This window comes from Oscillibacter sp. (assembly GCF_040505565.1).
Classification (GTDB): Bacteria; Bacillota; Clostridia; order Oscillospirales; family Oscillospiraceae; genus Oscillibacter.
On record NZ_JBEUWZ010000017.1, the window covers coordinates 65,765 to 87,354 of the forward strand.

Annotated in this window: 20 protein-coding genes and 1 tRNA gene; 15 read left to right on the forward strand and 6 right to left on the reverse strand. The window is 57.8% G+C overall.

What is annotated here, in order from left to right; genetic code table 11:
• Positions 1 to 36: 36 nt before the first annotated feature.
• Together ABWQ15_RS09630 and ABWQ15_RS09635 are read right to left on the reverse strand one after the other, a co-directional pair.
• A complete protein-coding gene (locus ABWQ15_RS09630) occupies positions 37 to 1,230 on the reverse strand; it encodes a phosphoglycerate kinase (protein WP_353908561.1) in 1,194 nt (397 codons plus the stop codon).
• A 121-nt stretch (positions 1,231 to 1,351) separates the two neighbouring features.
• Complete coding sequence (locus ABWQ15_RS09635) at positions 1,352 to 1,843, reverse strand: tRNA (cytidine(34)-2'-O)-methyltransferase (protein ID WP_353908562.1); 492 nt, start codon at positions 1,841 to 1,843, stop codon at positions 1,352 to 1,354.
• A gap of 358 nt (positions 1,844 to 2,201) precedes the next feature.
• On the opposite strand from ABWQ15_RS09635, the gene ABWQ15_RS09640 reads away from it, so the two are divergent.
• The 7 genes from ABWQ15_RS09640 to ABWQ15_RS09670 all read left to right on the forward strand — a co-directional run bounded on the left by ABWQ15_RS09640 (position 2,202) and on the right by ABWQ15_RS09670 (position 12,031).
• Positions 2,202 to 3,317 (forward strand): DapH/DapD/GlmU-related protein, encoded by a 1,116-nt coding sequence (locus tag ABWQ15_RS09640; protein ID WP_353908563.1) that lies wholly within the window; start codon positions 2,202 to 2,204, stop codon positions 3,315 to 3,317.
• Between the two features lie 58 nt (positions 3,318 to 3,375).
• A complete protein-coding gene (locus tag ABWQ15_RS09645) occupies positions 3,376 to 4,335 on the forward strand; it encodes a ribose-phosphate pyrophosphokinase (protein ID WP_353908564.1) in 960 nt (319 codons plus the stop codon).
• A 230-nt stretch (positions 4,336 to 4,565) separates the two neighbouring features.
• Positions 4,566 to 5,165: an aminoacyl-tRNA hydrolase gene (pth, locus tag ABWQ15_RS09650; protein ID WP_353908565.1), complete on the forward strand. Its 600-nt coding sequence runs from the start codon at positions 4,566 to 4,568 to the stop codon at positions 5,163 to 5,165.
• A 71-nt stretch (positions 5,166 to 5,236) separates the two neighbouring features.
• Positions 5,237 to 8,767, forward strand: a complete 3,531-nt coding sequence (gene mfd / locus ABWQ15_RS09655; RefSeq protein WP_353908566.1) for a transcription-repair coupling factor — start codon at positions 5,237 to 5,239, stop codon at positions 8,765 to 8,767.
• Positions 8,760 to 9,404, forward strand: a complete 645-nt coding sequence (gene lepB / locus ABWQ15_RS09660; protein ID WP_353908567.1) for a signal peptidase I — start codon at positions 8,760 to 8,762, stop codon at positions 9,402 to 9,404. Before mfd ends, lepB begins: the two co-directional genes overlap by 8 nt.
• A gap of 39 nt (positions 9,405 to 9,443) precedes the next feature.
• Positions 9,444 to 10,418: a peptidylprolyl isomerase gene (locus tag ABWQ15_RS09665; protein WP_353908568.1), complete on the forward strand. Its 975-nt coding sequence runs from the start codon at positions 9,444 to 9,446 to the stop codon at positions 10,416 to 10,418.
• Between the two features lie 356 nt (positions 10,419 to 10,774).
• Entirely contained in the window at positions 10,775 to 12,031 is a 1,257-nt protein-coding gene (locus ABWQ15_RS09670) for an acetyl-CoA C-acetyltransferase (RefSeq protein WP_353908569.1), read from the forward strand.
• Positions 12,032 to 12,148: 117 nt separating this feature from the next.
• On the opposite strand, the gene pdxR is transcribed toward ABWQ15_RS09670, so the two are convergent.
• Complete coding sequence (gene pdxR, locus ABWQ15_RS09675; protein ID WP_353908570.1) at positions 12,149 to 13,537, reverse strand: MocR-like pyridoxine biosynthesis transcription factor PdxR; 1,389 nt, start codon at positions 13,535 to 13,537, stop codon at positions 12,149 to 12,151.
• A 109-nt stretch (positions 13,538 to 13,646) separates the two neighbouring features.
• Between pdxR and ABWQ15_RS09680 the strand changes: the two genes are divergently transcribed.
• The 5 genes from ABWQ15_RS09680 to ABWQ15_RS09700 all read left to right on the forward strand — a co-directional run bounded on the left by ABWQ15_RS09680 (position 13,647) and on the right by ABWQ15_RS09700 (position 15,904).
• Positions 13,647 to 14,195 (forward strand): ECF transporter S component, encoded by a 549-nt coding sequence (locus ABWQ15_RS09680; RefSeq protein WP_353908571.1) that lies wholly within the window; start codon positions 13,647 to 13,649, stop codon positions 14,193 to 14,195.
• A gap of 154 nt (positions 14,196 to 14,349) precedes the next feature.
• On the forward strand, positions 14,350 to 14,556 hold the full coding sequence (locus tag ABWQ15_RS09685; RefSeq protein WP_353908572.1) for a helix-turn-helix transcriptional regulator: 207 nt from the start codon (positions 14,350 to 14,352) through the stop codon (positions 14,554 to 14,556).
• On the forward strand, positions 14,553 to 14,972 hold the full coding sequence (locus tag ABWQ15_RS09690) for a hypothetical protein (protein ID WP_353908573.1): 420 nt from the start codon (positions 14,553 to 14,555) through the stop codon (positions 14,970 to 14,972). Before ABWQ15_RS09685 ends, ABWQ15_RS09690 begins: the two co-directional genes overlap by 4 nt.
• A 167-nt stretch (positions 14,973 to 15,139) precedes the next feature.
• Positions 15,140 to 15,493 carry a hypothetical protein gene (locus ABWQ15_RS09695; RefSeq protein ID WP_353908574.1) on the forward strand — a complete coding sequence of 118 codons (354 nt, stop codon included), beginning with the start codon at positions 15,140 to 15,142 and terminating at the stop codon, positions 15,491 to 15,493.
• Between the two features lie 54 nt (positions 15,494 to 15,547).
• Positions 15,548 to 15,904, forward strand: coding sequence for a hypothetical protein (locus tag ABWQ15_RS09700; protein ID WP_353908575.1), 357 nt, complete (start codon positions 15,548 to 15,550; stop codon positions 15,902 to 15,904).
• A gap of 262 nt (positions 15,905 to 16,166) precedes the next feature.
• Here ABWQ15_RS09700 and ABWQ15_RS09705 read toward each other — a convergent pair whose 3' ends face one another.
• A complete protein-coding gene (locus ABWQ15_RS09705) occupies positions 16,167 to 16,361 on the reverse strand; it encodes a thermostable hemolysin delta-VPH (protein ID WP_353908576.1) in 195 nt (64 codons plus the stop codon).
• 248 nt (positions 16,362 to 16,609) lie between these two features.
• Positions 16,610 to 16,683 (reverse strand) — tRNA-Gly (locus ABWQ15_RS09710).
• A 121-nt stretch (positions 16,684 to 16,804) separates the two neighbouring features.
• On the opposite strand from ABWQ15_RS09710, the gene ABWQ15_RS09715 reads away from it, so the two are divergent.
• From ABWQ15_RS09715 to ABWQ15_RS09725, 3 genes are all read left to right on the forward strand, one after another.
• Positions 16,805 to 17,935, forward strand: coding sequence for a D-alanyl-D-alanine carboxypeptidase family protein (locus ABWQ15_RS09715; RefSeq protein WP_353908577.1), 1,131 nt, complete (start codon positions 16,805 to 16,807; stop codon positions 17,933 to 17,935).
• Positions 17,936 to 18,039: 104 nt separating this feature from the next.
• Entirely contained in the window at positions 18,040 to 19,374 is a 1,335-nt protein-coding gene (locus tag ABWQ15_RS09720; protein WP_353908578.1) for a glucose-6-phosphate isomerase, read from the forward strand.
• A 145-nt stretch (positions 19,375 to 19,519) separates the two neighbouring features.
• Complete coding sequence (locus ABWQ15_RS09725; RefSeq protein WP_353908579.1) at positions 19,520 to 19,930, forward strand: hypothetical protein; 411 nt, start codon at positions 19,520 to 19,522, stop codon at positions 19,928 to 19,930.
• Positions 19,931 to 20,003: 73 nt separating this feature from the next.
• Here ABWQ15_RS09725 and ABWQ15_RS09730 read toward each other — a convergent pair whose 3' ends face one another.
• Positions 20,004 to 21,527, reverse strand: coding sequence for an S-layer homology domain-containing protein (locus tag ABWQ15_RS09730; protein ID WP_353908580.1), 1,524 nt, complete (start codon positions 21,525 to 21,527; stop codon positions 20,004 to 20,006).
• Between the last annotated feature and the right edge of the window lie 63 nt (positions 21,528 to 21,590).

The following is a 21,590-nucleotide window of genomic DNA, read 5'->3' on the forward strand; positions in this document are numbered from 1 at the left end:
TTCCGCCTGAAAAATGTGCCGCTGGAGCCTCAGTCGTCACCTGTCCTGCAAACAGGCCACGCCGGGAAGCTCCCTTCCCTCGAGAAATTCAAGGGACGCGCCGCCGCCAGTGGAGATGTGGGTGATCCGGTCGGCAAAGCCCAGCTGTTCCACTGCCGCGGCGCTGTCTCCACCGCCCACAATGGTTACCGCGCCGCTGTCCGCCATGGCCTGAGCCATGGCGCGGGTGCCGCCGGCAAACGCGTCGAACTCAAAAACGCCCATGGGCCCATTCCATACGATCGTGCCTGCGCCCTTCACCGCATCGCAGAACAACTCCACGGTTTTGGGACCGATGTCCAGGCCCTGCATGTCGTCGGGGATGGCCATGGTGTCCACCACAACGGGCTGGGCGTCGGCAGAAAATTCCTTCGCCGCCAGCGTATCCACCGGCAGAAGAAGCTTCACGCCCTGTTCTCGGGCCTTGGCAATCATCTCCAGGGCAAACTCCTGCTTGTCGGCCTCCAGAAGGGACTGGCCAATGGAACCGCCCTGAGCCTTTGCAAAGGTATAGGCCATACCTCCGCCAATGATAATGGTGTCGGCCTTGCCGAGAAGGTTACCGATCACATTGATCTTGTCGGAGACTTTCGCGCCGCCCAAGATCGCCACAAAGGGCCGCTTAGGGTTATCCAGCGCATTCCCCATAATCTCCAGTTCCTTTGCAACCAGAAAACCGGAAACGGCGGGCAGATAATCCGCCACGCCCACGGTGGAGGCATGTGCCCGGTGAACGGAGCCGAAAGCATCGGAGACGTACAGCTCCGCCAAGGAGGCCATCTCTTTGGCAAGAGCGGGGTCGTTTTTGGTCTCGCCCGCTTCAAACCGGGTGTTTTCCAGAAGCATGATCTCACCGGGCTTCAAAGCCGCGGCCTTTGCCTTGGCGTCGGGGCCCACGGTGTCGGCGGAAAAGATCACGGGCCTTCCCAAAAGCTCTCCCAGACGCTTTGCGACCGGGGCCAGACTCAGCTCCATCTTTCGCTCTCCCTTGGGCTTGCCCAAATGAGAGCAGGCGATCACCGCCGCGCCGTTGTCCAGCAGATACGCAATGGTGGGCAGCGCCGCAACAATGCGCTTGTCGCTGGTGATGGCTCCGGTGGCCATATCCAGCGGCACATTGAAGTCGCAACGAAGCAGAACCTTCCTGCCGCGAACATCCACGTCCTTGACTGTCTTCTTATTGTAGTTCATATGCATCCTCCCTGAAAATGTCAGCACGATATGTCGGCTCGATTTGTGCGGATAAATTGCAGCTTACGCATAAATAGTATGTCCGCCGCCGCAGTTTTGCAGACGGGCAGGGGAAACCAAATCAGCGCCCTTCCGCCATTTCACCCTCGCCGGAAAGGCAGGGAAAACCAATCTGACGCAGCGCCTCGTAGACGCATACGGCCACGGTGTTGCTGAGATTCAGACTTCTGGCCTCGGCGCGCATGGGGAGCCGGATGCACCGGTCATAGTGGGACTTTCGAAAGTCTTCGGGCAGGCCCGCGGTCTCCTTGCCGAAAAACAGCCAGCAGCCGTCGCGGAACTCCGCGGATGTATAGGGGCGGGGCGCTTTCGTGGTGGTGAGCCAGATGTCCCCGGCATCCGGATTCCGGCGAAAAAAGTCGTTCAGATTCTCATAATCGAAGACCTCCACTAAATGCCAGTAATCCAGTCCCGCCCTTTTGACCGCCCGTTCCGAGATATCAAACCCCAGGGGACGGATCAGGTGGAGCCGTGCGCCGGTTGCGGCGCAGGTCCGGGCAATATTTCCGCAATTCTGCGGGATCTCCGGTTCTACAAGAACAACGTTCAGCATGAAATTCCTCCATTTGACACGGACGGGTCAATTGTAATCCATTACCTGCGTAAATTCAACCTCTTTATAGGAAAAAAACGTTTTTTTAGAGAAAATAACTGGAAAACTATGAGAAATTCTGCAAAATGCCGAAGTCAACGGTCAAATCCATAAAAAAACGTAAAATTTCTACATATTTCTTTAAAGAATCGTCGTTTTGCCGAAATAGAACCGGAATTTTCTGAAACAATTTACTAGTAAACACTGGATTTTCCTTAAATTTTTGTTATAATAACGTTGCAACCAATTCTGCGACGGATCTCGCAGTGACTGCCGGGGTGTTCGCGCCCCGCAGATTTTTCTCAGGGAGGGAATACCGATGGATCAAAAGCGCGCAGTCATTTTCCTGACGACTTCCCAGGACCCGGAGCAGAAAAAACCGCTGATGCTGAACGACATTCTGTTTTGCCCCATCCTGACGTGGGTGGCCCGCAAGCTGAAAGACGACGGCGTGGAGCGGTTTTTTGCTGTCTGCGGTCCAGAATATGCCGACGAGGCCCGCGCTTGCTTTCCGGTCGACGCCGACGTGACGGTTTCCGACCAGCATCCAAGGCTGCTGGACTTTGTCTCCGGCGTAGGGCGAGTGATCGTTATCCCCCGCCCGGTGGTCCCGGCGGAGCAGGCCGGAGAGGGGTATGTCTATTCCGCCGAGGGCTTCGCACTGGCGGAGGGCTGGAAAAAGGCCGCCACCATCTTTTTGCAGGACGTGGACGGCGAGCGGGGCTGGATCGCCCTGAATTCCGGCGCCGACATCCAGAACGTGGAGCTGCATCTGCGGGACGAGATTGTCCGGCGGCACATCGCAAACGGCGTGCGGGTTTTGGACCCCGGCGCCGTCTATATCGACCCCCGGGTGAAGATCGGCCGGGGGACTATGGTTTTGCCCGGAACGATTCTGCGGGGCGGGACGGACATCGGCCGTGACTGCGTCATCGGTCCCAACGCCATGGTGTCAAGCTGCATCGTGGGGGACGAAACGGAGATCAATGCCTCCCAGATCAACGAGTCTTCCATTGGCCGGCGGACCCATGTGGGTCCATACGCTTACGTCCGCCCGGGCTCCCACATCGGAGACGATATTAAGGTGGGCGACTTTGTGGAGGTTAAAAACTCCACCATTGGGGACGGAACGAAGATTTCCCACTTGACCTACGTGGGCGACAGTGATGTGGGCAAAAAGGTCAACTTCGGCTGCGGCACCGTCACCACAAATTATGACGGGTTCCACAAGTACCGCTGCACCATCGAGGATGAGTCCTTTATCGGCTGCAACACAAATCTGGTGGCCCCGGTTACCGTTGGAAAGGGTAGCTATATCGCGGCGGGAGCCACGATTACCAAGGATGTGCCCGAGGACGCGCTGGCCGTGGCCCGGGTGAAACAGGAGAACAAGGACGGCTGGGCCGCGCGGCGGCGGAAGATAAACGGCAAGTAACATCTATACAATTTTAATTTATGAATAATATTCAGAACAGAAGAAAGAGGGCGTTGTTATGATTTCTCACGGCAAGGATGTCAAGGTATTCTGCGGCAACTCCAACCCCCAGCTGGCGGCAGAGATTTGCAAACTGATGGGAACCAAACTGGGCGAGTCGGAGGTGGGTACCTTTTCCGACGGTGAGATTTTTGTTTCCCTGTATGAGACGGTCCGCGGCAGCGATGTGTTTGTGGTCCAGTCTACGTCCACCCCTGTCAACAACAACCTGATGGAGCTGCTCATTATGATCGACGCGCTGAAGCGTGCTTCTGCGGGGCGCATTACCGCCGTCATACCGTATTACGGCTATGCCCGGCAGGACCGCAAGGCCAAGGCCCGCGACCCCATCACCGCAAAGCTGGTGGCCAACATGCTCACCGCCGCCGGCGCGGATCGGGTGCTGACCATGGATTTGCACGCCTCTCAGATCCAGGGCTTCTTCGATATCCCTGTGGACAATCTGGCGGGCAATCCCATTTTTGTGGATTACTACGCTAAGAAGTTCGGCACCAACTGCGAGGATATGATGGTGGTCTCCCCCGACGTGGGCAGCGTGGCCCGCGCCCGTGCCTTCGCCCAGAAGCTGCACATGAACCTGGCGATCGTGGACAAGCGCCGCCAAAAGGCCAACAGCTGTGAGGTCATGAACGTCATCGGCGACGTGAGGGGCATGGATTGCATCATTTTCGACGACATGGTGGATACCGGCGGATCCCTGTGCAACGCCGCGCAGGCGCTGATCGATGTGGGCGGCGCCAAAAGCGTTCACGCCTGTGCCAGCCACGGCGTCCTCTCCGGCCCGGCCATTGACCGCATCAATAACAGCGTCATCACGGAGCTGGCTCTGCTGGATACCATTGCGCCCATCGATGCGAGCAAGTCTGAGAAGATCACGTACCTCCCTGTGGCCCCTATGTTTGCCGAGGCCATCGAGCGCATTTATCAGGAGGTCTCCATCTCCAAGCTGTTCCGTTAATCGGAATCGCCGCGAAACTGAATCGTCAGGGCGGGGAGAGGTTCTTCCCGCCTTGTACGTGTTGAATTCATGATACGTATTTAAGGCCGTTCCGGCCGGCTCAAGAAGCAGGTCCTTAAAAAATTACTGAATAAAATTCGGAAAATTGTACGAAAAAGCAGATGGGCTTTTACGGCCGCCGTGTTCTTTCATGTGGGCGGATGAATACGAATTTAAAAGGAAATGAAACCATGCTGTTTGAAAACAAATCCTCCGGCGCGGACTGGATTTTGGCGGGCCTTGGGAACCCTGGGGAGAAATACGCGAGGACCCGGCACAATATGGGCTTCCTCACCGTGGACCTGCTGGCGGAGAAGCAGGGTGTAAAGCTGAACAAGGTGAAGTTCAAATCCGCATATAATATTTTGCGGTTTGGCGGCGCACGGGTGCTGGTGATGAAGCCCCAGACCTTCATGAACCTCTCCGGCGAGGCTGTACAGGAGGCGGCGCAGTTTTACAAAATACCCGCCGACCATGTGGTGGTCATTTACGACGACGTATCCCTGCCTGTTGGAAAACTGCGGGTGCGGCCCTCCGGCTCCGCCGGGGGACACAACGGCATTAAGAACATCATCGCTCACTTGGGCACAGATCAGTTTCCCCGGGTAAAAGTCGGAATCGGCGATCCCGGCGGTACCGGGGAGGAACGGGACATGATCGATTGGGTCGTGGGCGTTCCCTCACAGGCAGACCGGAAGGTCTTGCTGGACACCTTTGCCCGCGCCATCGACGCGGCGGAGTGTATCATTGAGAACGGCGACTGCCAAAAAGCGATGAATTGCTTCAACTGAAGCTCTCCGGTGCCGTTTGACGGTTTCAAAGATCGGGGCGGCGTCGCACACGGCGTTAAAAAGGAACATTTATGGAACAACTCCTGAAAAAACTGAATGAGCTCCCGGAACTCCGCGAGGCGGTCTCAAGTCTTGAAAACGGCAGAAGCCCCGTGGCGGTTTCCGGTCTCCAAATTGCTCACCGCGCCGCTGTCGGCGCGGCTATTGCCGCGTCCATGGGCCGTCCGGCGGTATTCCTGTGCGGCGATGAGCAGGAGGTCAGGCGCCTGGCGGATGATCTCCGCGCCCTGACGGGGACGGAGCCGGTGACTCTGCTGGGTCGGGAGTGGCAGTTCCGGGCGGGGGCGGTATCCTCCCGCGCGTGGGAGCAGAACCGCCTTGCCGCGCTATACGCATTGGCAAAGGGAAAAGTCTCCGTCTGCATCGCCACGGCGGACGCGCTGATGACCCGGACTATGCCTAAAAAGAAGCTTTCCGCCGCAGCGAAGACCCTGAAGATCGGCGGGAGGCTGGACCTGAACCTGCTGTCGGATCAGCTCACCGCCGCCGGATACACCCGGTGCGAGCAGGTGGAGGGCGTGGGGCAGTTTGCCGTCCGAGGCGGGATTTTGGACGTGTTCTCACCGCTGATGGAGCAGCCCGTGCGCTGTGAGCTGTTCGACGACGAAATCGACTCCCTGGGGGAGTTTGACACCGGCACGCAGAGACAGGTGAAAAACATCAAATCCGCGCTGCTGCTTCCTGCCGCCGAGGTATTGCCCCATCAGGCGATCGGGGGAGTGGAAGGCCTTGCCGTCACACTGGACAAAGAGGCGGGAAAGCTGGAGAAAAAGGGCCGGCTTGCCGCAGCCGCGGAGAGCCTGCGGGCAGACGCAGCCCGGCTGCGGGACGGCGGAGCCCTGGGCGGTGCGGACCGGTATCTCTGCGCCGTGTATCCGGAGGAGGCCTGGGGGCTGGACTACCTGCCAACAGATGCGGTGGTGTTCTTCAGCGAGACAGGACGGGTAGAGGAACGCATCAAGGGCTTTGCCCTGCAGGCCAAGCAGGACACAGAGGTGCTGCTGGAAGCCGGGGTGCTGGCGGGAGCGTTTTCTCATCTCAGCATGACCGGAGAGGAGCTGTTCTTCCGCTTGGCGGACTTCCCCACGGTGATGGAGACGTCCCTCCCCACCTCGCGCTATCCCATCCCCCCCAGGGCGCTGGTGAACCTCACCACAAAGCAGCTACCCTCCTATGGCGGCAGCCTTGAGACTGCGGCGGAGGACCTGAAGCACTACCGGACTTTGGGATACGGCGTGCTGATCCTCTGCGGGGGTGAAGCGCGGGCAAAAAACCTCTTGCGGCTGCTGGAGGAGCGGGACATTCCGGCCACGCTGGACCTGAAGAACGCCGCCATGCCCGCCGCGGGCGAGGTACGGCTGACCGCCGGGGCGCTGAGCGCGGGCAGCGAGTGGCCCCAGCTCCGTCTGGCGGTGCTGACGGAGGGGCAGCTTGCTCCCTCCGCCCGGAAGCAGAAGAAACCCAAAAAGGACTCCAACCGACAAAAGCTCCAATCCTTCACCGATCTCTCGCCCGGCGATCTGGTGGTCCACGCCCAGCATGGCGTGGGCCGGTTTGTGGGAATCCGCAAAATGCCGGTTGACGGTGTGGAGAAGGACTATATCAAAATTGACTATGCCGCGGGGGACTGCCTTTATGTGCCGGTGACGGCGCTGGATCAGGTCAGCAAGTATATCGGCGGCGGCGAGGACAGCGAACATACCCGGCTGAACAAGCTGGGCGGAACGGAGTGGGCCCGCTCCAAATCCAAGGCGAAGGCCGCGGCCAAGGATCTGGCCAAGGGGCTGATTGCCCTGTACGCCGCGCGGCAGAAGCAGCCCGGCTTTGCTTTCTCGCCGGATTCCCCCTGGCAGCAGGAATTTGAGGACGCCTTTCCCTATCCGGAGACAGACGACCAGCTCCGTTCCGTGGAGGAGATCAAGGCCGATATGGAGCGGCCCCGGCCTATGGACCGTTTGCTCTGCGGCGACGTGGGATACGGCAAAACCGAGGTGGCCCTTCGGGGCGTGATGAAGTGCGTTCTGGACGGGAAGCAGGCGGCGATCCTGGTACCCACCACCATTTTGGCCCAGCAGCACTATGCCACCGCCATGAGCCGCTTCGGCGGCTTCCCCGTGAATGTGGAGGTCCTGTCCCGGTTCACCGCACCAAAAGAGCAGAAGCGGATTTTGGAGGCTGTCCGCACCGGCGGGGTGGACGTGCTGATCGGAACCCACAAGCTGCTGCAAAAATCCGTGCAGTTCAAGAATCTGGGGCTTCTGGTCATCGACGAGGAGCAGCGGTTCGGCGTCACCCATAAAGAGCGTCTCAAGGAAATGGCCAGGCAGGTGGATACCCTCACCCTCTCCGCAACTCCCATTCCCCGGACGCTGAACATGGCTCTGTCCGGCCTTCGGGACATGAGCACCATCGAGGAGCCGCCCGCCGACCGCCAGCCGGTGCAGACCTATGTGCTGGAGCACGACTGGGAGATCGTGACGGACGCCATCCGCCGGGAGCTGAGTCGGGGCGGGCAGGTATACTATCTCCACAACCGTGTGGAGTCCATCGCCGCCACTGCGGGGCGGCTTCAGAAGCTGTTGGGCCCGGAGGCCCGCATCGCCGTCGGCCATGGAAAGATGTCGGAGCAGGAGCTCTCCGACGTGATGGGCCGGATGGTGGACGGAGAGGCGGACATTTTGGTGTGTACAACCATCATCGAAACAGGCATTGATATCCCAAACGTGAATACACTGGTGATTGAGGACGCGGACAGAATGGGGCTTGCCCAGCTCCATCAGATTCGCGGCCGCATCGGCCGCAGTACCCGCCGGGCCTATGCATACCTCACTTACCGTCCGGGCAAAATTTTACAGGAGACCGCCAGCAAGCGTCTGGGAGCTATCCGGGAATACGTGGAATTCGGCTCCGGATTTAAAATCGCCATGCGGGATCTGGAAATCCGGGGCGCCGGCAATCTGCTGGGACCGGAGCAGTCCGGGTATATGATGAGCGTGGGCTACGACATGTACCTGAAGCTCCTGGAGGAGGCGGTGCTGGAGGAAAAAGGCGAGCAGCCCGCTCAGGCGGCGGAATGCACCGCCGATCTGACGGTGAACGCCCATCTCCCCGAGCGGTATGTCCCCTCGGCGGAACAGCGGATGGATCTGTACCGCCGCATAGCCGCCATCCGGATTCCGGAGGACTCCAGTGAGATTTTGGACGAACTTATGGACCGCTACGGTGATCCGCCCAAGCCCGTGCTGGCTCTGCTGGACGTGGCCCTTTTGCGGGCGGCGGCCCAGGCCGCTGGAGTTACCGACCTGAGTCAAAAGGGAGATCGGCTGCGGTTGGAACTGGGCGTTTTTCGCCCGGAGGCTCTGGCAGCGGTGTGCGCACTGCCCAAATACCGGCAGCTGCTGACGCTCAGTGCCGGAGACATCCCCATGCTGACGCTGCGGCTGCGGCCCGGCGCGGACGTGCTGGAAACGGCGGCGGTGCTGGTGGAGGACCTGCGCCTTGCGGCGGACGATACGAAAGAAAAGGAGAACAGCCATGTCTGAAGAGAAGAATGAGCGGCAGGAGCTGCCTCAAAAAACGCAAAAGCCGAAAAAAACCGAAAAACCGGAGAAGGAAACCAATGAGCGGGGGAAGACGACCTTTGGCCGTTTCCTGCGCAGCTACGGCTATCTGTTTGTTACGGTGATCGTGATGCTGGTGCTGTTCCGGGGCATCTTTCTGCTGGGCTTTGTTACCAGTGGATCCATGGAGACCACCCTGCCCACTCATTCCGTGTTTTTGAGCTGGCATCTGAGCTACGCGGTGGGCGATCCGGTGCCGGAACGGGGGGATATCGTGCTGTTCGACAGCGATGAGCTGGGGGAGACGCTGGTGAAGCGCGTTGTGGGCCTGCCCGGCGAGACGGTCTCCTTCCGGGACGGTCAGGTGCTGATCAACGGTACCGCGCTGGAAGAGACTTATCTGCCCGTGCAGGGGATTACCTATCCTCAGAACGAGGGAGACAGCTTCACCGTACCCGGCGGATGCGTTTTCCTGATGGGGGATCATCGGGACGACTCTTTGGACAGCCGTTTCTGGCAGGACCCCTTTGTCCCCGCATCTAATATCCGTTCCCGGGCACTGGTAGACTTCTCCCTGTGGCCCGGCAATACGTGGCTCGGCGTGCGCCGGGTGGGTTAAGTGCGCCCGCCTGCCCCGCCGGGAGGAAGGAGCAGGTTTGTGAAACGGGCGTTTACGGCCGCATTGGCGGCTATGCTGTTGCTGTCCGGCTGCGGAAAGCAGGCGGAGAAGCCGTCAGGACTTTACTACGAGGCCTCCGGCATCGCGCCGGACGCGGTGCTGCTGACGGTGGATGGTCGTGAGGTCCCGGCTGCCCGGTATTTCTACTGGCTGACCGCCGACTGCGACTATCTGGCGGAGCAGTCCGGCGGCACACCGGACTGGACCGAGGACGCGGGCGGACAGACTCTGGACGAATATGTGAAGGAACAGGCTTTGTCCGCAGCGGTATTTTACGCCACGGTGGAGTCTCAGGCGGAATCGCACCGCTGCGTGCTGACTGCCGAAGATTTGGCCGCCATGAACGAGGACTGGACGAAGCAGGTGACTGCTGCCGATGGGGAGGACGCATATCTTGCCGTTCTGGCGCAAAAGGGCTTGGATCAGGCAGGAGCGCAGCTGTTTTCCGCCGATTATTACCTGTATGAGCAGCTCCGGGCGCTGTCCCGGGCCAAGGGAAGCGATCTGGCCCCCCAGAGCGGGGCCGTGGCATCTTATGCGCAGACCACTGGAATTTACACGGCGGATACCCTCTTGTTCCCCAGCGGGGACCTGGCGGCGGTGGCTCTGTCCGAGCTTGAAAAGGATCCGGATCTGGATCCGGCGACCTTGAAAGACGGAACCTATGCCTCCGTTACCGCCGCTCCGGGAGACGGGACATTGCCCCAGGCAGCGGAAAGCGCCTTGACGGGGCTCCAGACTGACCAGTGGAGCCAGCCTGTGGAGACGGAGAAGGGGGTATACCTTCTGCGTCCGGCGGCGCTGGACGAGGATGCCGCCGAAGACCTCTGGTTCGACGCGCAGCTTCAAAATATGGCGGCAAAGGCGCAGGTGACTTTAGCGAAGGAATATGGCAGCTTTACCGCCGCCTCGTTTTACGAAGGCCTGTGCACGGCAAGGGCTGCAGCGAAATAGGAGCGATTCCTCTCACTGCAGCATCGGCAGGAAAGGTTGTTGGCGGCGGGAAAAAGGAAGCTGACATGTACGAAATCCCTTTCGTTTTCGTCAAGGTGACGAAAACGAAAGGGATTTTGATAAAGTTTTAACGAAATTTATAAATTAGCATTTTTCCCATTGACGGAAACGGCAAGTTCCCTTATAATGGATTTAAAGACGGTTAGGAATAAGCTTGTTTGCTAAAATTTTGACAATCCCGTCAGAGTTTTGACAATCCCGCTTTTCTCTGCCACATTCCCGCTGTTTTCCCGCACGGGCCTGAAATTAGTCCGTGTCTTGCGAAGAATCTTATAAAACAAAAATGGAGGAACATCATGAAAGAACTTTATGTCGTGAATTGCTGCCGTACAGCCATCGGTTCCTTTGGCGGCTCCCTGAAAAACGTCTCCGCCACAGAAATGGGTTCCATCGTCGTCAAGGAAGCCCTGAATCGTGCCGGTGTAAAACCCGAGCAGGTTGACGAAGTGATGTTCGGTTGCATTCTGACCGCAGGTCTGGGCCAGAACGTTGCCCGTCAGGTCGCCGTTAAGGCCGGCATCCCCTATGCTGTTCCTGCTTACACCGTGGGCATGGTCTGCGGTTCCGGCATGAAATCCGTCATCGAGGGAGCCCGGTCCATTCTGGCCGGCGACGCAGACGTGATCGTCTGCGGCGGTACCGAGAACATGTCCGCCGCTCCCTATGCCGCTCCCGACGCCCGCTGGGGCGCCCGCATGGGTGACAAGAAGCTGGTCGACACCATGATCAAGGACGGCCTGTGGGATGCGTTCAACAACTATCACATGGGCACCACCGCCGAGAATATCTGCGATGTGTGGGGCATCTCCCGCCAGGAGCTGGATGAGTTCTCCGCCTCTTCTCAGCAGAAGTGCGAAGCCGCTCAGAATGCCGGCAAGTTTGACGACGAGATCGTTTCCGTCCCCATCAAGGTCAAGAAGGATATCGTCGAGTTCAAAAAGGACGAGTTCCCCCGCGCCGGTACCACCGTCGAGGGCATTTCCAAGATGAAGGGTTCTTTCCCCGTGGGTCCCGAGTCTCCCAATCCCCAGGTTGTCCACACCTTTGAACTCACCGGTGTGAAGGAAACCGCCGACAAGGGCACCCCCCGCGTCACTGCTGCTTCCTCCTCCGGTATCAACGACGGCGCTGCCGCCATCATCCTGGCTTCCGGCGAAGCCGTGGAGAAGTACGGTCTGAAGCCTATGGCAAAGTTGGTCTCCTGGGGCCAGGGCGGCGTCGATCCCAAGATCATGGGCGTCGGTCCCGTTCCCGCCTCCAAGCAGGCCATGGCCAAGGCTGGCCTGACCATCGACGATATGGATCTGGTGGAGGCCAACGAGGCCTTTGCCGCTCAGTCCATCGCTGTGGCCCGCGAGCTGAAGTTCGACATGAGCAAGGTGAATGTCAACGGCGGCGCTCTGTCTCTGGGCCATCCCGTGGGCTGCTCCGGCGCCCGCATCATCGTCACTCTGCTCCATGAGATGCAGAAGCGGCCCGAGGCCAAAAAGGGCTTGGCTACGCTGTGCATCGGCGGCGGCCAGGGCGTTGCAACGATCTTCGAGAAGTGCTAATTTCTTAAGCTGCATAAAAACGGGCGCCTGTGGGGAACCACGGGCGCCCGTTTTGTTTTCTCGCTGTTATGGGTCATGTGCCGACTGACCGGCTTTTGCACGAACCTGCCGCCGGAGTCACTCAGCGAAAATCTCCGTCAAAAGTTCCACAGCCTCTGGCAGCCGCTCCTTTTCAAGGCCCGCGTAATTCACCACCAGCGTGTGGTCGAACGCCGCCTCCCGCCGCTGGGTATACTCGGACAAAAAGCCCAGTCGGACGCCTTTTTCCTGAGCTCTGGCGTCAAGATCCTCATCGCTTCGGGCGGTGTCCAGCCGCAGCAGAAAGTGCAGTCCAGCCCCCTGCTCCGCGATGTGGACCCGTCCGGCAAAGGCGCTCTGGGCAAATGCCTCCAGCACGGCGGCCCGCCGGGTGCGGTACTCCGTCCGCATCCGAGCCAGGTGCTGCTCATAGTATCCGCCCTCCAAAAATCGGGCAAGGACGAACTGCTCTGTGGCGGGGACGGTGCAGGCATAAAAATCCAGCTCCCGGCGGTACTGATCCAAAAGCCGGGACGGCAGCACCAAAAAGCCCACCCGCATGGACGGAGCAATGGTCTGGGAAAACGTATTTAAATAGGCCACCCGGCCTCCGCCGTCAATGCTTTGCAGCGGCGGAATCGGCCGGCCCGTAAAGCGGAGTTCGCTGTCGTAGTCGTCCTCGATGATAACCCCGCCGGTCTCCTCTGCCCAGCGCAGCAGCTCCTGCCGTCGCCGGATGGGGGTCACCAGCCCGGTGGGATACTGGTGAGAGGGGGACAGATGTGCAGCCCCGGCTCCGGAGGCGCGCAGGGCATCGGGATTCATTCCCTCGCCGTCCAGAGGCAGGGGAACGCACCGGACACCGCTTTTTTCGTATACCTGCCGGATTTTCGGATAGCCGGGATCCTCCACCGCCAGTACTGTGTCCCGTCCCAGCAGCTGGGCCAACAGAAGGTACAGATACTCCGCCCCCGCGCCGATCACGATTTGCTCCGGTGACGCCGAAAGCCCCCGAAAATCCCTGAGGTCGCTGCAGATTGCCCGCCGCAGGGCGGGCAGCCCCTGATGGGGCAGCGGAGAGAGAAGCGCAGCTCCCTCTTCCGCCAAAACCTGCCGCGTCAGCCGCGCCCAAGTGGACAGAGGGAACCTGGCCGCATCCACCCGGTTTGTCTTCAGATCCAGCTTCCACTCCGGCGTCGGCCGGGACGGTACATCCGCGGCCGGTTGCCGCACGGAAAGACTTGGCTCCACCCGGGAGATGAAAAAACCGCTGCGGGGACGGGTGTGGACATAGCCCTCCGCCTCCAGCTGCTGGTATGCCCCTTCCACCGTGATGACCGAGACCCCCAGATGCTCCGCCAGCGCCCGCTTGGAGGGCAATTTTTCTCCTACCGCCAATGCGCCGGAGAGGATGTCTTCCCGAATGCGGCGGTAGAGATATTCATACAGGGTTAGCCCGCCTCGGTCTTCCAGGGAATAAGTCAGCATATGCCACGCTCCAATCTGACTCTATCGAAAATTTATAAATTGAGTATTTTAATATTATCATATACCGGTTACAATAGATTTAATTGAAGCCGAGAGGAGTCAGAGAAACATGGAAAAAGCGGTTAAGACGGAAATCCCCCCCACTGCGGACACGCGGGTGCGGACCATTGTCACCACGGCGCTGATGGCGGCGCTGGCCTGCGTTGCCACCATGGTGATCCGCGTTCCCTCCCCCACGGGAGGTTATATGAATCTGGGCGACACGGTGGTGCTGCTGGGGGCGTTTCTGCTGGGACCGTGGTATGGCGCACTGGCGGGCGGCATTGGCTCCGCTCTGGCGGACGTTCTCTCTGGCTACATGGTCTATGTCCCCGCCACGTTGGTCATCAAGGCTGTTATGGCGATTCTAGCGGGCCTTTTGTACCGCGGACTGAAGGAGAAGTCCGGCGGCATGATTTTCTCCGCTCTGGTGGGCGAGATTCCCATGGTGGCAGGCTACTGGCTGTTTGACGCGCTGCTGCTGCGCAGCTTTGCCGGCAGCGCGGCGGGAATTCCCAGCAACCTGGTGCAGGCGGGCTTCGGCGTGGCGGTCTCCGTCTTTCTGGCAGCGGCGCTGCGAAAGAGCGGCTATGTGCGGAGCAAGTTTTCCAACCTGTAAGGGGAACTGTTTTCACGGCAGGCTAACGCGGGACGGAGCTATCATCCGTCCTGCGCTTTCTTACTTTTTAACGGAAAGTACACTTGACATTTTACTGGTTCTGCGGTAATATGGAACATGGAAAGCACACTTTCCGTTTGAAGGGAGGGCATTTGTGAAAAATCGGTTGGAGGAAATCCGAAAACAGCGGGGAATCCGGCAGGAGGATTTGGCGGCTGCGCTCGAAGTTTCCAGGCAGACCATAGGCTCTTTGGAAAACGGCCGCTATAATCCCTCCATCCTTTTGGCGTTTAAGATTGCCGACTATTTTGGCATGCGCATTGAGGACATTTTTATCTATGGGGAGGAAAAAGGAGAATGAAGAAAGGCGTATTTTTTACACTGAGCGTGATCGGTCTCGTGCTGATTGCCGTCGGTTTGTATTTTGCCAAATCAGCCCCGGAGACGCAGGGTGTGATGAGGGTTTTGCCGTACTACTGCATCGGAATTGGGTGCGGTGCATTCGGACACGGAGTCGGAGAGCTGATTGCATTAAAAGCTGCCGGGAATCTTCAAAAACAGATTGAAATTGAGAAAAAGGATGAACGAAATATAGCAATCAGCAATTATGCCAAGGGAAAGGCATTTGACGCCATGATCTATATTTTCGGCGCACTGATTGTGTCGTTCGGATTGATGAACCTTGCTCCGTATGTCGTATTGATGCTTGTTTTTGCCTACCTTCTTGTGGCCGGAATTGCCATCTACTATCGCTGCAAATACGACAAGGAGATGTAGAAAAAGAGCGTTTTCTCTCGGCTGAAGGCAGCTGGCAATGCTGCGAGCCCCCGATCCAATCTGGACCGGGGGCTTTGAGTAGCCACCAAATCGAACTATGCATATTATATGGCAGCAAGATTACACCATCAGGAGTGATCTTGAAATATGTTCTTAGGAGAAACATTATGGATAAAACTCTCCCTCGGGATTTTGAGTGCGCTGAGTCTGTGCCTGCTGGTGCAGTTGATGCGGTTTCTGGCGGTTACCCGCATCCTCCGGTTCCGACAGATGCTGAATCTGTTGATATTGTAGCAGCTGCTGAGGCGCGAATCGCGACCAGCTTGGCCTTTTTCTTGGAACTATTCCTTCAAAAAATCTGTATGATCCGCGATCCTGCGGAGCAAGCCGAAATCATCAAGGATATCTTGTGCGCATACACCTGCAAGGAAAAAGCGATGGCGGCTCTGTTTAATGCGCTTGCAAATAAAATTTTGGCCGATAAGGGCTTAGTCCCCGGCGATGGCGGCGATTGCTGTTAAAAACAGAGATGATCCAATTTCTCCGTTTTAAGTGCGTCAGAAAGGCGGAAGCCGATGAATAAAGAAGATTTTAATCGGATCAATGGCTCTTCTATGCCTCAGTTTCGATTTAATTGTCCAGAGCCGAAGAAAGAGGAAACCATTTTCCCCTGCCGCTGCCATGATTGTGATAAGACGGTTCTCTATTATCAAACCTGCGTAAGCAAGTGTGAATCCGAACTTTTTTGCAGTGCCGCTGACCGGCTTATTTGCGAGCTGCAAAAAGCGCGAACCTTATGTGAACTGAAGCAGGTTTTCGACATGATAAGCAGCCTGCTAACAGCTAGCGCAGCGAAGGAGTTATCGCTGGCGGAAATAGTTAAGGCATCCAATTGTATAACTAAAATGCCAGATCACGAATGTGACTGCTGAATACCATCGTAGCATAATATAAAAACAAACCCGTCTCCAAGGAAATACCAAGGAGACGGGTTTGTTTTTATGGAGAGATGAAAAGGAAAGGATGAAAATGAAAAAACTTTTGCACCTCGCAGGTGGCTCATTCCCTTGAGGATGTTCATATTCTATCTGAGAAAGCTAAAAGAGGCCTTAAAAAATTGTGAATAAAGTGTAAATACAGATGTGATTTTAAAAATGTAAGCAGGCTGCACAGAGCTTATTTACATGGCATAGCTCATTTAAAATTTGCTTCTTTCAGCAGCGGCAAATATTCTTCCCACCGGTAGTCACGGATCGGCATCGGCTTGTGATTGTCAAAATACAGAAGCAGGCACGGGCTTATTCCGTGGTAGGCGTCAAGATACTCATAGCCTGTTAAATGTCCTTCGGAAATCAATTGGCGAACTGTGGCGTGGTAATTGTAATACATAGCGGTTACTCCGTAAGCAAAGTTATAGGATGGCCTTTAGTATACTTCAATTACAAATAAACATCCATTGGCGAACTGCGAAAATATATGCACGCTCGGCATTTTTATAATTGCGTCGAGCACAAAGGTCTGTACTTTGATTGGTACGCTTTAAAAAACGGCCTATTTTCACCCTTTCAAGCGGCAAAAGCGGGCATAAAGAGCAAAAAGAAAATCCCTTAAAACCTTGTGGCTCTAAGGGAAATCTTTGGAGCGGCCGATGGGAATCGAACCCACCTATGCAGCTTGGGAAGCTGCCGTTCTACCGATGAACTACGACCGCAGATCGCACGTGAAGATAGTATAGCAGACCTTACTTTATTTTGCAAGACGAAAAATGCCCGGAGGCGCATTTGTTTTTTCCTTTTCTCATAGACTGGGACAACAAGAAAAGGGGGAACGTTATGAAAAAACTGCTGTTTGCGCTGGCGGCGGCGCTGCTGCTGACCGTTCCGGCCAGGGCGCTGGAGGTGTCGGCACCCTCCGCGCTGCTGATGGAGAAGGAGACGGGGACCGTCCTGTTTTCAAAAAACGAGCACGAGAAGCTGGAACCCGCCAGCGTCACAAAGGTCATGACTCTACTTTTAACCATGGAGGCCATTGACGGCGGAACCCTCCACTATGACGATACCGTTACCGCCTCCGCCCACGCCTGCTCTATGGGCGGCAGCCAGATCTGGCTGAAGGAAAACGAGCAGATGAGCGTGAGCGACATGATTAAAGCCGTGTGCGTGGTCTCCGCCAACGACTGCGCGGTCGCCCTGGCGGAGCAGATTGCGGGGAGCGAGGACGCTTTTGTGGAGCGAATGAACGCGCGCGCCGCGGAGCTGGGGATGAACGACACCCATTTCTGCAACGCCACGGGTCTTCCCGCGGCGGGACACGTCACCTCCGCCAACGATATTGCCCTTATGAGCCGGGAATTAATTTTGCACCACCCGGATATTCGGAAATACACCACGATTTGGATGGACACCCTGCGGGGCGGAACGTCCGCTCTGGTGAATACCAACAAGCTGATTCGATTCTACGACGGCGCCACGGGTCTGAAAACGGGGTCCACGGACTCCGCGCTCTACTGCCTGTCCGGCACGGCAGAACGGAACGGTATGGAGCTGATCGCCGTCATCATGAAAGCGCCCACCTCTGCCCAGCGGTTCGAGGATGCAAAATCCCTTTTAAGCTACGGCTTTTCTACGTATGCGCTGGCAAAGGCCGCTCCGGATGCGGCGCTTCCGCCGGTACCGGTATCTCTCGGGACCCATGCCACGGTGCAGCCCATTGCGTCGGAGAGCTCGCTGCTGCTGGAAAAAGCCAAGGCGGCAAATCTTGAAAAGTCCGTGACCCTCGCCGAACAGGTGGAGGCTCCCATTGCCAAGGGCGATGTGCTGGGAACGCTGACTATCTCCTCTGGCGGAGAGACTCTGGCGGAAGTGCCGCTGGTGGCGGGAGAGGACGTCCCCCGTGTCACCTGGGGCGCGCTAGCACTTCGGTATCTGCGTACGGCGTTTTTAGGCAGCCCGGCATCCACTTGAAATTTTCGGGGCGTTTCGCTACTTTTCGCTTGTGACAGTCGGACAAAGCTAGTATAATAACCGTATCTTATGATCACGCAAGTGACCTGGAAGGGATCGTTATTATGCTGGACGTGAAAACTTTTCATATGGACTCCTTTATTCCCATGCCTTACGAAGAGGCGCTGGCCCCCAGATTGAAGCTGGCACAGGAAAAGCTGCAAAAGGGCAACGGCGCGGGCGGAGAGTTCACCGGCTGGGTCCATCTGCCCAGAGATCATGATAAAGAGGAATATGCCCGCATCAAGGCGGCGGCCGCTAAAATCCGGGGAAACTCCGGGGCACTGGTGGTCATCGGCATCGGTGGCTCCTATCTGGGTGCCCGGGGCGTGGTGGAATGCCTTCAGTCCCCCAACTACAATCTGAAAAAGAAAGACGGCCCCAATATCTACTTTGTCGGCAACGGTCTGAGCTCCGACGCCATGGGAGACGTCATGGACCTGGTCGACGGCGTGGACTTTTCCGTCAACGTGATCTCGAAATCCGGCACGACCACAGAGCCCGCGGTGGCCTTTCGCTTTTTCCGAAAGCTGCTGGAGGAGCGGTACGGCAGGGAGGGCGCGCGGGAGCGGATTTTTGCCACCACCGACTGCCGCAGAGGCGCACTGAAAGCGCTGGCGGACAGCGAGAAGTGGGAAACTTTCGTGGTCCCGGACGACATCGGTGGGCGGTACTCCGTTCTTACCGCCGTGGGCCTTTTGCCGATTGCCGCTGCCGGCGTGGACATCGATGGGCTGATGCACGGGGCGATGGTTATGATGGAGCGGTGCGCCGTTTCCGGCTACGAATGCCCCGCCTGGCGGTATGCCGCCGCCCGGTATCAGCTGTATCGGGACGGGAAATCCGTTGAGATCCTTGGCTGCTTTGACCCGGCGTTCCGCATGATGGCGGAGTGGTGGAAGCAGCTCTTCGGAGAAAGCGAGGGGAAGGAGGACAAAGGTCTCTTCCCCGCCAGCGCTGATTTCACCGCAGACCTCCACTCCATGGGCCAGTACATCCAGCAGGGCAAGCGGCTGATGTTTGAGACCGTTGTCCGCTTTGGGCCTTCCGCCCGTCAATTCAGCGTGGCCCCAGACGAGGGGAATGGCGATGGCTTGAACTTTCTGGCGGGCCGTTCCATGGACTTCATTCGGGACAAAGCTGCTGAGGGAACTCTTCTGGCCCACACGGAAGGCGGTGTACCCAATTTGATTGTGGAAGCTGGAGAGCGGAACGCGGAATCTCTTGGCCAGCTGATCTACTTCTTTGAGTATGCCTGCGGTCTGAGCGGGTATCTGCTGGACGTGAACCCCTTTGACCAGCCGGGTGTGGAAGCATATAAGCAGAATATGTTTGCGCTTTTGGGGAAACCGGGATATGAGGACCGGAGATCCGAACTGGAGGCAAAACTGGCAAGATGAACGGATGCCGGGGGTGGTTTTCCCATCCCCGGCATTATTCACAAAGTTTTTGCGGGAATTTTGCATTGTCTTTTCCTTGGATCTATGCTATGCTGAAAACACAGAAATCCACCCCGTGATTTCAGAAGAACAGGAGTGATACACTATGGTCAGATTGATTATGGGCGTCAAAGGTTCCGGCAAGACCAAGCAGCTCATCGACCTCATCAACAGCGCGGCGAAGGACGAGCCGGGCAACGTGGTTTGCATTGAGGCAAATTCCGCTCTGACTTACGACATCCACTATCGCATCCGCCTGATCGACGCACTGGAATATAGGCTGAACGGTTATGAGTCCCTCCGCGGCTTTGTCAGCGGTCTGTACGCCGGGAACTATGACATATCCCACGTATTTATCGACAACCTGTGTAAAGTGGTCGGCGGGGATGTTGACCATGAGACCGAGGAATTTTTGAATTGGCTGGATGTCTTTGGCGAGAAAAACGGCATCAAGTTCACCGTTACCATCAGTGCCGATCTGGGGATGGCCACCGACGGAATGCAGAAATTTCTGTAAATAGGTTTATATAAAGACGGCGGAGTGTGCTATGCACATTCCGCCGTCTTCTTGTTCCGGCTGAAGATCGGTATTATTTCAATCCGGTGAGAATTCCGTTCTCTCCGTCCAGCGGACCGGTAAGGTCACTGATGCACAACCCTCCGCCGCCAAAAAAGTCCAGCAGCTGCCGCCGGGCCTGTGCGGCCCGGGCGTCGTTGTACCAGACCACCACGCGGGCGCCGGAGTCCGTGTAGCTGAGATAGGGCGTGGCGTACCGGCTGGACCAGTAGCCCGTGACGCCGGAAGTGGACAGCAGGGCGGAGAGCTCCGCCGGAGATACATCGCCCTGGGCTGTATTCCCCCGCCATGCCGTTCCGGAGGCGGTGAGCAGGAGAGCCCGCTTTGCCGGAGGAATCGTGTCAGCGACGGTCTCAAGCGTATAAAAGACCTCCTCCAAGGGCTCCTGCGGCGTCGTGGGGAAGCCGGAGACTGTCTGGGTATAGGGGGCGACCCGCAGAACCACTTTGTCTGCCTGAGCCGCCAGGGCGGCAAAGTCATAGCCGTTATAAGCCGTCTTTCCCTGCGATACGGGAGCCTCCGCCATTACGTAGAGAAGATCACCTGGTTTCAGCGACGAGCGCAGGGCCGTGACCAGATTCGTATAAGATGCCTTTTCCGTGCCCCGAAGCTTGGGAATGTCCAGTAGCACGCCATCCCAGCCACCCTCATCTGCGGCGGTGGCAATTTTTTTAGCAAGCTCCGCCATATCGGAGCCGGAAAAGCCGGTGCTGGTTCCACAGACCTGCATGAACCGGCGCTTCCCCTCCGTTGCGGCGCGGATGGCGGAAACCGTTTCCGCGGAAAGGTCGGTTGTCAGCAGCAGACTGCCGTTGTAGACTATTTTCATGGTGGGTATCGCCACGGTCCCCACGTCCCCATGGCTCAAGTTTTCTGCCGACCGCGCCACGCCGCAGACGTCCGGCGCGGCGGCGTGAAGTTTGTCATAGACCCGCATCAGCACGGCGGCGGCCTGTTCCCGGGTGGCGGTCCTGTCCGGCTGAAACGCGCCGCGGGAGTTGCCCGTCATAATCCCCAGATCATTGGCCAGGATCAGATAGCCAAGGCTGGCGGTCACATCGGTAAAGGGAGAAGTCCGCTCTCCGGCGAGACTGGCCAGTGTTCCGTATCCCAGCGCCCGCACCAGCATCACCGCCATCTCCTGCCGGGTAACGGCGTCTCCGGGGCGGAAGTTTTCCTCCTGCTGGGTGACCGCCCCGTGGAGATAGGCGGTCTCCACCGCGCTATAATACCATTTCGCGGAATCCTGATTATCCGGGAAGGACCCGGAGGTGGGAGTGACCAGCTTCCACTGGAACACCCGGCACAGCACGGCGGCAAAAGCCGCTCTGGTCATGGACTGCCCCACGCCGAATTTCCCGTCGCTCCGGCCGTTTACCAGACCCAGCTCCGCCGCGCGGGTAATGGACTCCGCCGCCCAGTAGGACGCGTGCACATCGGAGAACCTGACCGCCGCACGGGCGGGCACCGGCAGCACCACCAAGAGGCAGATCAAGGCCAATCCCGCTGCCGCCAGCCGTTTTAACTCTTTCAGCAAAAAAATCATCTCCTGTTACTATATATTTGGTTGAGGACATGGCCGCCAGCCATGTCTTTATCC

Excerpts from the sequence above, each read along its gene's own strand:
- pth (WP_353908565.1), top strand. The coding sequence starts at position 4,566 with ATGCTGTTTGAAAACAAATCCTCCGGCGCGGACTGGATTTTGGCGGGC.
- ABWQ15_RS09705 (WP_353908576.1), bottom strand. The coding sequence starts at position 16,361 with ATGTATTACAATTACCACGCCACAGTTCGCCAATTGATTTCCGAAGGA.
- ABWQ15_RS09645 (WP_353908564.1), top strand. The coding sequence starts at position 3,376 with ATGATTTCTCACGGCAAGGATGTCAAGGTATTCTGCGGCAACTCCAAC.
- ABWQ15_RS09700 (WP_353908575.1), top strand. The coding sequence starts at position 15,548 with ATGAATAAAGAAGATTTTAATCGGATCAATGGCTCTTCTATGCCTCAG.
- mfd (WP_353908566.1), top strand. The coding sequence starts at position 5,237 with ATGGAACAACTCCTGAAAAAACTGAATGAGCTCCCGGAACTCCGCGAG.
- ABWQ15_RS09720 (WP_353908578.1), top strand. The coding sequence starts at position 18,040 with ATGCTGGACGTGAAAACTTTTCATATGGACTCCTTTATTCCCATGCCT.
- ABWQ15_RS09690 (WP_353908573.1), top strand. The coding sequence starts at position 14,553 with ATGAAGAAAGGCGTATTTTTTACACTGAGCGTGATCGGTCTCGTGCTG.
- ABWQ15_RS09670 (WP_353908569.1), top strand. The coding sequence starts at position 10,775 with ATGAAAGAACTTTATGTCGTGAATTGCTGCCGTACAGCCATCGGTTCC.
- ABWQ15_RS09725 (WP_353908579.1), top strand. The coding sequence starts at position 19,520 with ATGGTCAGATTGATTATGGGCGTCAAAGGTTCCGGCAAGACCAAGCAG.
- ABWQ15_RS09640 (WP_353908563.1), top strand. The coding sequence starts at position 2,202 with ATGGATCAAAAGCGCGCAGTCATTTTCCTGACGACTTCCCAGGACCCG.
- ABWQ15_RS09715 (WP_353908577.1), top strand. The coding sequence starts at position 16,805 with ATGAAAAAACTGCTGTTTGCGCTGGCGGCGGCGCTGCTGCTGACCGTT.
- lepB (WP_353908567.1), top strand. The coding sequence starts at position 8,760 with ATGTCTGAAGAGAAGAATGAGCGGCAGGAGCTGCCTCAAAAAACGCAA.
- pdxR (WP_353908570.1), bottom strand. The coding sequence starts at position 13,537 with ATGCTGACTTATTCCCTGGAAGACCGAGGCGGGCTAACCCTGTATGAA.
- ABWQ15_RS09695 (WP_353908574.1), top strand. The coding sequence starts at position 15,140 with ATGGATAAAACTCTCCCTCGGGATTTTGAGTGCGCTGAGTCTGTGCCT.
- ABWQ15_RS09680 (WP_353908571.1), top strand. The coding sequence starts at position 13,647 with ATGGAAAAAGCGGTTAAGACGGAAATCCCCCCCACTGCGGACACGCGG.
- ABWQ15_RS09630 (WP_353908561.1), bottom strand. The coding sequence starts at position 1,230 with ATGAACTACAATAAGAAGACAGTCAAGGACGTGGATGTTCGCGGCAGG.
- ABWQ15_RS09635 (WP_353908562.1), bottom strand. The coding sequence starts at position 1,843 with ATGCTGAACGTTGTTCTTGTAGAACCGGAGATCCCGCAGAATTGCGGA.